Here is a 10029-nt window from a genome sequence, read left to right as displayed (position 1 = left end):
CGCTATACGGGCCGACCTGATTGCCCGCGATGAACGTGCCATGAGCCTGGAACCAGCTAATCCAACGATGGACCATCGAATGCGCAAGCCCGCGCTGCCTGGCCAGCTGCTTGTAGCCTATATCGCCATCAAGATACTGACGGACGACGGCCAGCTTGAATTGCTCGTCATACTTTGTCATAAACCACCTAAAAGTTGGCGTCCAACTTTTAGGTGGCACTTCAGTCCGGCGGACCTGACCCCATTTTTCAGCCAAAATAGTTCAGGCCGAGGGCGCCTTTGACTTCGGACAGCGTCTGCGCCGCCGCTTCGCGCGCCTTCTCGGTGCCGCGGCGCAGCACGTTGAGCATCTCGCCGCGGTCCTTGGCCAGCCGCTCGCGCTCGGCGCGGATCGGCGCGATCACTTCCTGCAAACGCTCGTTGAGCATCTTCTTCAGCACGCCGTCGCCCAGGCCGCCGCGGCGGTAGTGCGCCTTCAAGTCCTCGACCTTGACCGTATCCGTCTCGAACGCGTCGAGGAAGGAGAACACCACGTTGCCTTCGACCTGGCCCGGATCGTCCACGCGCAGGTGGTTCGGGTCGGTGTACATCATCTTGACCGCCTTGCTGATTTCGTCCGGCGTGGCGCCCAGCGCGATCGAATTGCCCATCGACTTGCTCATCTTGGCCTTGCCATCGACGCCCGGCAGGCGCGTCACCGCCGACAGCACGGCTTTGCATTCGACCAGCACCTGGCGGTCGACGGTGGCGTTGAATTTGCGGACCAGTTCATTGGTTTGTTCGATCATGGGCAGCTGGTCGTCGCCGACCGGCACCATGGTCGCCTTGAAGGCGGTGATGTCGGCCGCCTGGCTGACCGGGTAGACCAGGAAGCCGGCCGGGATGTCGCGCTCGAAGCCGCGCAGCACGATCTCCTGCTTGATGGTCGGGTTGCGCTCGAGGCGGGCGACGGTGACGAGGTTCATCAGGTACTGGGTCAGCTCGGCCAGCTCGATCACCTGCGACTGGATGAAGATGGTCGATTTTTCGGGGTCGATCCCGGCGGCGAGGTAGTCGAGCGCCACTTCGATCACGTTGTCGGTGACCTTCTGGTGCTTGCCGACGTTGTCGGTCATGGCCTGGGCGTCGGCCAGCAGCAGGAACTGCTTCGCTTCATGCTGCAGCTGGACGCGCGCGCGCAGCGAACCGAGGTAGTGGCCGAGGTGCAGCGGGCCGGTGGTGCGGTCGCCGGTGAGGATGATCGGTTGCGTGGACATCGAAACTCCTGTGGTTGCGATGTCGCCGGAACGGGCTGCAGAAACAACAATGCCGCCTGGTCCGGCGGCATCACGTGATTAATCGTGCGTGTGAAAACGGGCCGCCAAGGTCAGGCGCGCCACCAATACGTGTTTGTGCGTGGGGTTTTCATGCGGGCGAGTATAGCACGCAAGTTCGGGGTCAGGTCCGGCGGACCTGACCCCATCTTTCAGGCGACGGTGACTTTTGGCGCGCCGGCGTGCATCTTGCCGATGACGGCGGCGTGGGCAAAGCCATCCTTCGCGAACAGCGCCAGCACTTCGTCGACGCTGGCCGGATCGCATGCCACCAGCAGCCCTCCCGAAGTCTGCGGATCGGTCAGCAAGGCCTGCTGCGCCGGCGTGATTCCCGCTGCCAGCTCGACTTCCTTGCCGTACGCGTCCCAGTTGCGGCCCGAGGCGCCGGTGAAGAAACCGTCGTGCGCCAGCTGCTCGACGCCCGGCAGCAGCGGTATGTTGGCCATGTCCAGATGCGCGGTCAGCTTGGCGCCGCGCGCCAGTTCGAGCAGGTGGCCCAGCAGGCCGAAGCCGGTAACGTCGGTCAGCGCATGCACGCCTGGCATCTCGGCCAGCGCCTTGCCCGGCTTGTTCAACTTGGTGGTGTTCTCGATCATGGCCGCGTAGCCTTCGGCGCCCAGCACGTCCTTCTTCAGCGCGGCCGACAGCACGCCCACGCCCAGCGGCTTGCCGAGGATGAGGACATCGCCGTCCTTCGAGTCGGCGTTGCGCTTGACCTTGGACGGATGCACAAGGCCCAGCACGACCAGGCCGTAAATCGGCTCGACCGAGTCGATGGTGTGGCCGCCGGCGATCGGGATGCCGGCTTCGGCGCAGATCGATTCACCGCCGCGGATCACCTGGCCGATGGTATCGAGCGGCAGTTTGTTGACCGGCATGCCGACCAGCGCGAGCGCCATGATCGGCGTGCCGCCCATCGCGTACACGTCGGAAATGGCGTTGGTGGCGGCGATGCGGCCGAAGTCGAATGGGTCGTCTACGATCGGCATGAAGAAATCGGTGGTGGCGATCAGAGCCTGCTCGTCATTGAGTTTATAGACCGCGGCGTCGTCGGCGGTCTCGATGCCGACCATCAGTTCCTTCGGCACCGGGAAGCCGGTCGAATTCTTGAGGATCTCGGACAGCACGCCGGGCGCGATCTTGCAGCCGCAGCCGCCGCCGTGCGAGAAGGAAGTGAGTTTGATTGGCTGGTCGCTAGTGCTCATGAGTGTTCCATTCCTGTTATTGGTGCGTATCGAGCAGATTATCCACTAAACCGAGCACCGCCGCTTGTTCGGCGGCCGGCGCGAATAAGGGGGCGCGCGCCTCGCACTGGACGCGCAGGCGCTGGTAAAACGCCGGGTCGGCGATGCTGCGGTCGATCAGCGCCGCCAGCGCGGCGGCGTCGCCGGGCGCAAAATAGCCTTCGTAATCGTCGCCCAGCATGCCGCGGTTGCCGCTGATGTCGCTCGCCAGCACCGGCACGCCTGACGTCACCGCCTCGATGACGACGTTGGCGCCGCCTTCCATGCGCGAGGCGATCACCATCGCGTGGCTGCGCTTCAGGCGCTGGCGGGTGGCGCCGTGCGGCAGGTTGCCGAGCCAGCGGTAGCGTGGATTGGAGGCTTGCGCCGCTTCAGCCGCGGCGCCAAGCAGCGGATCGAGCGCGCCGCCGATGTGGATCATGCGCGCTTTCGGGTGGCGCACCAGCGCGGCCGCTTCGATGAAAGTATGCGGGTCTTTTTCCTCGCGCAGGTGGCCGATCATCGAGATCGAGTACGTGCGGCGCGATGGAGGATGCGGGTAGGGCGCCAGCGCGGGCGCCGATTGGTAGATCACGCTCGCCTTGCCGCGCACGGCCGGCGGCAGCAGCGCAAGTCCGGCATCCTGCAGCAGCACCAGCGCCGATGCGGTCTCCAGCGAGGCCTGCGCGGCGCCGTCAGTGGCGATGTCGCGATACAGGTCGGTGCCGGTCAGCACCAGCGCGGTTGGGCGGCCGGGATGCGCTTGCGCGAAGGCGGCCAGCGATGGCGCCGAACGGCGCGCGTGCAGCGCGATCATCATATCGGGCGCGGCCATGGCGCTGGTCCAGTCGAGGACGATGTCGACGTCGTAACGCTCGCGCAGGAACTGGGCCCAGCGACGCGCGGTCTGCCAGTTGCCGTTGTTCTGCTGCGCCCGCGCGGGGCTGACGATCGTCACGCGTTGAAATGCCACCGAGGTCCTTTTGAAAAATCGCTACAATCTGGTCATGAGTTCAATCAATGCGTCATTCCGGCACGCCAGGCCGCAACAACTGGCCGAAGCGCTCCAGGCTGCCCGAAATTATACGCTGAGCCTGTTCGACTGCCTGGCCGCCGCCGGCATGGACACGCTGTCGCGCGTGCCGCACATCCCCACCATCAATCCGCCGCTGTGGGAACTGGGCCACATCGCCTGGTTCGCCGAGTGGTTCATCCTGCGCGAGGCCATGTCGACCCATCCCGCCGCGGCCGAACGCCATTCGCTGCTGATGCGCGGCGACGACTGGTTCGATTCCAACACGGTGCCGCACCGCTCCCGCTGGACGCTGGACCTGCCGTCGCCGGGCGGGGTGAAGACCTACTGCCATGAAGTGCTCGACCGCGTGCTCGACAAACTGACGCGCGAAGCGGCCACCGACGCGGCGCTGTATCCGTACCGGCTGGCGCTGGCGCACGAGGACATGCACGGCGAAGCCTTGCTGTACACGCTGCAGACGCTGGGCATCCCGGCGCCGCCGCAGCTGACGCACGACGAGTCGGCCAGTTCGCCGTCGTCGCGCATCCGCTATCCCGGCGGGACCATCGTGCTGGGCGGCGCGCAGGAGGGCGGCTTCGTGTTCGACAACGAGAAGCCGCCGATGCAGGTCTACGTGCCACCGTTCGAGATCGACGCCGGCCTGGTGACCAACGCGCAGTACGCGGAGTTCATCGCCGATGGCGGCTACCAGGATGGCCGATTCTGGAGCAAGGCCGGCAACGCGTGGCTGATGAAGCAGGAGCGCTCGTCGCCGCGCTACTGGCAGCGCGACGGCGCCCAGTGGCGCACGATGCGCTTCGGGCGCCTGTCGACGCTGGCGCCGGCCGAACCGGTGCGCCACGTGTCGCTGTTCGAGGCGCAGGCCTATGGCATGTGGGCCGGCCGGCGCCTGCCGACCGAGGCGGAGTGGGAGTTCGCGGCCATCTCGGGGCAGCCGGGATTTGGCTGGGGCCAGCTGTGGGAATGGACCGCGTCGCCGTTCGAGCCGTATCCCGGCTTCGCGCCCGACCGCTACGGCGAATATTCTGAACCGTGGTTCATGACCCACCAGGTGCTGCGCGGCGCCTCGTTCGCCACCCCGTCGCGCTTCGGATCGGCGCGTTTCCGCAACTTTTACATGCCGGACCGCGACGACATGTTCGCCGGCTTCAGGACCTGTGCTTATTAATGTAGACGTTGTCCAAATTGCTCGATACAATGCCTCCGTGTCATCACTAAAACAAATAACGGTAATTCACGGGGACTATAAATGGAAACTGGTTTGATTGCGTTGATGTTGTTGATTTTGTGGGGCCCGGCCGTGCTGTACGTCGGCTGGAGGGTAGTCAAGATGCTGGGTGCGCCGAAGGGCGAGCAGCAGCAGGTTGCCGCCGAACGGGCAAGTCAGCACTAATTCAGCCAGACCAGCAGCGCGTAACCCAGCGCTGCCGCGACTCCCAGGAACGGCACCGACCAGGCATGGAAGCCAATCCACGCCTTGCGGTCGCCGCTCATGCGCAGCGCGATCAGGTTCGCCAGCGATCCCGCCATGAAGCCGAAACCGCCGACACTGACGGCGTAGGCGACCACGCGCCAGTCGCGTGAATACTCGGCCAGCGCGATCGCCGCCGGCACGTTGCTGACCACCTGCGAGGCCGCGATGCCGGCCAGGTAGAGGTGCTTCGGCTGATTCAGCCCGAGGCCGTGCATCGCCTCGCGCACCGGCCCGAGCCCGGCCAGCAGGCGCAGGTCGATAAACATCAACACGAACACCATCAGCAGCCCCCAGTCGAGGCGGGCCAGCACGCGTGCGCGCAGCACCAGGAAGGTCGCCATGACCGCCAGCACCGCCCAGCCGACGTAATGCATGTCGGCCGCCGCCAGGAACGGGATGTAGAGCGCGAGCGAGACGGCGAGCAGGCGGCGGTCGATCGGGCGATGCCGATGCTCGTCGCTTGGGCCGATGGGGCGGCTGCCGAAGGCGAAGGCGGTGAGCGCGAGCAGCGCGGCCATCATTGCCGCCACCAGCGGCAGCATGTGCAGCACGAACCGCGCGAACGGCACGTGCGACTGCTGCCAGATGAACAGGTTCTGCGGATTGCCGATCGGCGTCAGCGCGGAGCCGGCGTTCACGGCCAGCGCTTCGAACACGATCAGGCGCGTCGACGCCATCCCGGTGAGGCGGCATACGACCAGCGTCAGCGGGACGACGACGAACAGCGCAACGTCGTTGGTCAGCACCGTCGACAGCAGCGCCGATGCGGCGACCAGGCATAGCGCGGCCTTGCGCTCGGTGGCCATTGCGCCGACCAGGCGGTGGCCGAGCCAGCCCATCGCGCCGCTCATCTCGAGGCCTTTCGTCAGCGCCAGCAGGCCGGCGAGGGCGCCGATGGTGGGCCAGTCGACCAGCGCCGGATAGTCGGACAGCGGCTTGCGCGCGGCAATCGCCAGCACCGCCAGGCCGGCCAGCAGGATCAGGAAGAAGGTGTCGCGGCGCAGCGAATCGAATATGGCGCGCAATGGGTGAGTGTGAACGGGCATGATGCCCGCGAGTATAAGTTAGTTTGATCGAAGCCAAGGCTTCGCGCCGGCGTGCGGCTATCGTGCTTTGGTCGGCGCCGCGTTCAAGGGCGGGGTCAGGTCCGACGGACCTGACCCCAGGTTTGCCGCCGCCGCGGGCAAAGGAAAGGATGCATCATGAAGGCAACGATATTGCTCGCGCTGGCGCTCACCTGCTTCGGCGCAGCGGCCCAGAACAACCTGGGCACATTGCACCGTTCCTCGCTGCGCGAGTGGCACACGGCGTCGCCCGCCAACCAGTTCGCGACCACCGCGGACCTGGTCGAGCGCGTCCTCAACATCAAGGATCCGGTGGCGGCCGCCCCGAAGGCGCGCAACGTCCAGGCGTGCATCAGCAAGGTGGCGGCCAATTTCCTGCTCGGCTCCCAGATGGTGGCCGACACCGCGTACGCCTGCATGGGCGAACTTGGCTACCTGCCGCATTAGGGCTAACATGGCGCTTTCCATCTTCGCCGGCACAACATCATGACCATATTCGCAGCATCCGTATTCGACGCCACCGTCATCTTCGAGGGCAAGGAATTGTTCAAGGGGCAGGGCGCGGCCAGTGTCTGGGCCGAAAAGCTGGCCAAGGAAATCGAAAGCCCGGTGCGGGTCGAGAAGATCGGCACCGGCTGGGCCCTGCGCGGCCGGGTCGACGGCGAAGAGCGCACCTGGGGCATCCACGGCCAGCGGCTCAAGCAAATCACCTGAGCCGCTTCGCGCCGCATCACTGCATGTCGATGCGGCCATACAGGCCGTGGTCTTCATCCGACGGTCCGGCCGTGAAGAACAGCGTATTCGTCGGCTGCGCATTGATGCCGTTGCCGAACGCGATCCCCCACAGGCCGTCGATCACGATCGGCGTGCCGTCAGCCTTGCTCAGCGCGCCCTCGAACTTGCCGGTCTCCGGGTCGTAGGCGTTGATCTTGCCGTCGCCGAAATTCGCCACCAGCAGCTTGCCGCTGAACGTGCCGAAATTGGAAGGCGCCATCGCCATGCCCCACGGCGCATTGAGCCTGCCATCCGACACCAGCCGCTTCATCAACACGCCGGCGGTGTCGAACACGTCGATCGCGCCGAAGCCCGCGCCCTTGGTTTCATCGTTGCTGCCGGGGGTCTGCTTCGCGTACGCGACGTAGATCCGGTCGCCGATCGCCTGGATGCCGAACGGCGCGTAACCGGCCGGCATGGCGGGATCGCGGAAGCTGCCCGGCAGCGAGACCTTCGTGTAGGCGGCGTTGTAGACGTCGACGGCGTTGTGGCGGAAGTCGGCGGCGTACAGGAAGTTCGCGCCGGCGAAGACGTTGATCGCCAGTCCCTTGTACAGCGCGCCGTTGGCGCCGGTGTCGACCGCGGTGATGGCGTTGGTGCGGTTGACCGCCGGCGACCATCCCGCGATGGTGCCGCCCTCGCCGGCGAAGATGAAGGCGCTGGCGCCGGTCACGCCGTTCTGGGTGACCTTGAAGTCCTGGCTGCCGTTGAAGACGATGCCGGTGGGGCTGGCGTCGCCGGCGGCGCCGGGCGGAATGGCCACCACCAGCGTTTGCGGCACTCCGTTGCCGTCGTAGAGCGTCGACTTGTTGGTGCCGTTATCGGCGACCCAGACGAAGCCGGTCGGGTTGAAGGCAATGCCCCAGGCGTTGACCAGGTTGGCGTCGGTGTGCGGCGCGGCCGGCGCGCCGTCCGAGACCAGGTTGGTCGCGGCGAATTTGGTCGAGACCACGGGCGGCATGTAGCTGCCCCCGCCTCCGCCATAACTCCCTCCGCAGGACACGACGCCTGCGGCCATTGATGCGCCTACCAGGGTCGCTTTCAGCCATGTAACTGCTCTGGATGTGGTTTCCATTTTTCAGCTCCTTTGCAAACGGTGATGACGATGACAGTTCGTTCATTCCCGCTTTGCGATCGGAGGTTCAATGAAAATTCAGAAGGAGCACGAGGCGCTGAGGGCGACTGCGCGAGGCGAGCGCAGCCCGTCCATATTGGTGTGATGCAGCCACGCCAGCTGCAGGTTGACGTCGCCGACGTCGACGCCCACCGCCAGCCGCAGGTCGATCCGGTTGCGGCTTGCGCGGCCGTGCAGTATGCCGGCGTGGCCGATCAGCTTGACCTTGTCGCGCAAGGGATAGAACCCGTTCAGCTCCGCGTACTGCGTGCGCCCGCCATAGCCGTAGTAGGAGGGCGAGAAGTAGACACGGGCGGCGAGGCGGTCGGTCATCACGCCCGCATAAAGCTCGCGATAGTTGTATTCGGATGCGCCGGCGAAGGCGGTGCTGGTGGCGCCTACCTCCCACGCGAGGCCCGAACGCACGGGGCCCGCATAGCCGCCGTAAGCGGCCAGCGAGGTCACGTCCGAGCGCTCGCCCAGCGTCAGCCGCGGCGCGGCGTAGGCGCCGGCGTACCAGCCTTGCGCGCCATCCCATGCGAGCCCGAATTGCGGCGCCGGGCGGCCGTCGCTGAGGGAGACGCCGCGCACGCTGTATTCGGAGCTGAGGGCGACGGTGGCGCTGGTTTGCGCGTGCGCCGCCGGCGCCATGCAGCAAACAATGGCGGCTAGGGCGTACTGACCTTGATTGCGGCGATTGAAGTACATGAACACACGCATGCTCCGGTGATGCGCGCGATGCTCGCGCATGCGTCGATGTTACCAGCTTGCGCCGTCGATACTGTTGCGGTGTGCGCCGTGTGCATGTCGCGCCGCAATTGCGCCGGCGTGGCGCCGGGGTGCAGCTGCGCCAGCAGCGCCGCCAGTCCGCTGACGTGCGCGGTGGCGTACGACGCGCCGCTGACGAAGCCCCAGCGCGCGCCGGGCGCGGTGGTGGGGATGTCGGCGCCTGGCGCGCGCAGCGGACCGGTCGTTATCGACACGGCGATCACGCCAGGCCACATCGCGGGAAAGCCGCCGTCCGGCCGGTCCGGATCGGCGGCGCCCACCACCGCCACCCCGCGCGCCGCCGCCGCGTCGAGCAGGGCGCCGAGCAACTGGTCGGGTGGGCCGGTCAGGCTCAGGTTGACGATGCGGGCGCCGTTCATGATCGCGAAATTGATCGCCTTGCCGAGCGTGAAGCTGTTGCAGCGCGTGCCGGCGCTCTCGCTCCAGCAGGCGCGCAGGGCGAGCAGGCGCGCATCCGGCGCGACGCCGGCGATGCCGACGCCATTGCCGGCCTTCGCCGCGATGATGCCGGCGACCGCGGTGCCGTGCGCCTCGGCGGCGTCGGGCGAGCCGTCGACGAAGTTCTCGCGCAGCTGGAGCTGGCCGGCCAGGTCGGGGTGCGCGCCGTCGATGCCGCTGTCGACCACCGCGATGCGCACGTTGCGGCCGGTGCTGGCCTTGTGCAGGTCGGCCAGGCGCCAGAATTTCGCGGCCGGCTGCACCGGGTAGAGCGGGTCGCCGGCGTCCAGGCCGCGGAAGGTCTGCAGCGGCTGCGCCCACATCACGCGCGGGTCGCGCGCGAGCGCCTGCAGGGTGCGCTCGAGCGGGGCCTCGCCGGTCTGCTCCATCACGAAGCAGTCGACGCCGATCACCGGCATCGGCCAGTCGTCGACCAGCTTCAGGCCGTGGCTTTGCGCCAGTTCCTGCGCGGTGCGGCGGCGCGCGGCGCGGCCGCTGTCGTTGGGGTAGCGGCCGGCGTAGGCGGCGTCGGGATGGTAGTGCTGGGGCGGCAGGCGCAGCATCACCAGCACCTGGCGCGATGCGGCGGCTTCGGGCCGGGGCTGCGCCGATGCGAGGAGGGGGCCGGCCAGCAGGATCGCCAGGATCAGCCGCCACATCAGGCTCTTGACGGGGACGCCGAGCTCCCGCGGGTCAGACCCGAAGGACAGGAGGCGGCGGCATATCTTTATCAGCCGTCGTACTTGCGAAGGCGGGTACCTGCGCTGAGCGGGCAGCAAGGTGGAAGCGTCGTCAGTATGGGCG

Annotated in this window: 12 protein-coding genes; 4 read left to right on the top strand and 8 right to left on the bottom strand. The window is 66.9% G+C overall.

Annotated features, from left to right (window positions below):
• From AC1D02_RS14200 to senB, 4 genes are all read right to left on the bottom strand, one after another.
• A partial coding sequence (locus AC1D02_RS14200) for a transposase (RefSeq protein ID WP_477317889.1) occupies nucleotides 1-181 on the bottom strand: 181 nt, incomplete at its 3' end.
• A 67-nt stretch (nucleotides 182-248) separates the two neighbouring features.
• Nucleotides 249-1256 (bottom strand): tryptophan--tRNA ligase, encoded by a 1008-nt coding sequence (gene trpS, locus AC1D02_RS14195; protein ID WP_477317887.1) that lies wholly within the window; start codon nucleotides 1254-1256, stop codon nucleotides 249-251.
• Nucleotides 1257-1465: 209 nt separating this feature from the next.
• Complete coding sequence (selD, locus tag AC1D02_RS14190; RefSeq protein WP_477317885.1) at nucleotides 1466-2518, bottom strand: selenide, water dikinase SelD; 1053 nt, start codon at nucleotides 2516-2518, stop codon at nucleotides 1466-1468.
• 16 nt (nucleotides 2519-2534) lie between these two features.
• Entirely contained in the window at nucleotides 2535-3509 is a 975-nt protein-coding gene (gene senB / locus AC1D02_RS14185) for a selenoneine biosynthesis selenosugar synthase SenB (RefSeq protein WP_477317883.1), read from the bottom strand.
• Nucleotides 3510-3543: 34 nt separating this feature from the next.
• Here senB and senA point away from each other — a divergent pair, with 34 nt between their 5' ends.
• Both senA and AC1D02_RS14175 read left to right on the top strand, forming a co-directional pair.
• Nucleotides 3544-4740 (top strand): selenoneine synthase SenA, encoded by a 1197-nt coding sequence (gene senA, locus AC1D02_RS14180; protein WP_477317881.1) that lies wholly within the window; start codon nucleotides 3544-3546, stop codon nucleotides 4738-4740.
• 81 nt (nucleotides 4741-4821) lie between these two features.
• Nucleotides 4822-4965, top strand: a complete 144-nt coding sequence (locus AC1D02_RS14175) for a hypothetical protein (protein ID WP_477317879.1) — start codon at nucleotides 4822-4824, stop codon at nucleotides 4963-4965.
• Here AC1D02_RS14175 and AC1D02_RS14170 read toward each other — a convergent pair.
• Nucleotides 4962-6092 carry an SLC13 family permease gene (locus AC1D02_RS14170; protein WP_477317877.1) on the bottom strand — a complete coding sequence of 377 codons (1131 nt, stop codon included), beginning with the start codon at nucleotides 6090-6092 and terminating at the stop codon, nucleotides 4962-4964. The genes AC1D02_RS14175 and AC1D02_RS14170 overlap by 4 nt on opposite strands.
• Nucleotides 6093-6248: 156 nt before the next feature.
• On the opposite strand from AC1D02_RS14170, the gene AC1D02_RS14165 reads away from it, so the two are divergent.
• Both AC1D02_RS14165 and AC1D02_RS14160 read left to right on the top strand, forming a co-directional pair.
• Nucleotides 6249-6557 carry a hypothetical protein gene (locus tag AC1D02_RS14165; RefSeq protein WP_477317875.1) on the top strand — a complete coding sequence of 103 codons (309 nt, stop codon included), beginning with the start codon at nucleotides 6249-6251 and terminating at the stop codon, nucleotides 6555-6557.
• 39 nt (nucleotides 6558-6596) lie between these two features.
• Entirely contained in the window at nucleotides 6597-6824 is a 228-nt protein-coding gene (locus AC1D02_RS14160; protein WP_477317873.1) for a hypothetical protein, read from the top strand.
• 16 nt (nucleotides 6825-6840) lie between these two features.
• Here the strand turns inward: AC1D02_RS14160 and AC1D02_RS14155 are convergent, their stop codons facing one another.
• From AC1D02_RS14155 to AC1D02_RS14145, 3 genes are all read right to left on the bottom strand, one after another.
• Entirely contained in the window at nucleotides 6841-7959 is a 1119-nt protein-coding gene (locus AC1D02_RS14155) for a TIGR03118 family protein (protein ID WP_477317871.1), read from the bottom strand.
• Between the two features lie 78 nt (nucleotides 7960-8037).
• Entirely contained in the window at nucleotides 8038-8706 is a 669-nt protein-coding gene (locus AC1D02_RS14150) for a TorF family putative porin (protein ID WP_477317869.1), read from the bottom strand.
• Entirely contained in the window at nucleotides 8667-9884 is a 1218-nt protein-coding gene (locus AC1D02_RS14145; RefSeq protein ID WP_477317867.1) for a S8 family peptidase, read from the bottom strand. Before AC1D02_RS14145 ends, AC1D02_RS14150 begins: the two co-directional genes overlap by 40 nt.
• Between the last annotated feature and the right edge of the window lie 145 nt (nucleotides 9885-10029).

The sequence above is a fragment of the Massilia sp. P1_C10 genome, from assembly GCF_056406475.1.
This window is presented reverse-complemented; position numbering and strand designations above follow the sequence as displayed.

What these genes read in the sequence shown, in the direction of transcription:
- trpS (WP_477317887.1), bottom strand. Translation starts at nt 1,256, where the DNA reads ATGTCCACGCAACCGATCATCCTCACCGGCGACCGCACCACCGGCCCG.
- selD (WP_477317885.1), bottom strand. Translation starts at nt 2,518, where the DNA reads ATGAGCACTAGCGACCAGCCAATCAAACTCACTTCCTTCTCGCACGGC.
- senA (WP_477317881.1), top strand. Translation starts at nt 3,544, where the DNA reads ATGAGTTCAATCAATGCGTCATTCCGGCACGCCAGGCCGCAACAACTG.
- AC1D02_RS14175 (WP_477317879.1), top strand. Translation starts at nt 4,822, where the DNA reads ATGGAAACTGGTTTGATTGCGTTGATGTTGTTGATTTTGTGGGGCCCG.
- AC1D02_RS14170 (WP_477317877.1), bottom strand. Translation starts at nt 6,092, where the DNA reads ATGCCCGTTCACACTCACCCATTGCGCGCCATATTCGATTCGCTGCGC.
- AC1D02_RS14165 (WP_477317875.1), top strand. Translation starts at nt 6,249, where the DNA reads ATGAAGGCAACGATATTGCTCGCGCTGGCGCTCACCTGCTTCGGCGCA.
- AC1D02_RS14160 (WP_477317873.1), top strand. Translation starts at nt 6,597, where the DNA reads ATGACCATATTCGCAGCATCCGTATTCGACGCCACCGTCATCTTCGAG.
- AC1D02_RS14155 (WP_477317871.1), bottom strand. Translation starts at nt 7,959, where the DNA reads ATGGAAACCACATCCAGAGCAGTTACATGGCTGAAAGCGACCCTGGTA.
- AC1D02_RS14150 (WP_477317869.1), bottom strand. Translation starts at nt 8,706, where the DNA reads ATGTACTTCAATCGCCGCAATCAAGGTCAGTACGCCCTAGCCGCCATT.
- AC1D02_RS14145 (WP_477317867.1), bottom strand. Translation starts at nt 9,884, where the DNA reads ATGTGGCGGCTGATCCTGGCGATCCTGCTGGCCGGCCCCCTCCTCGCA.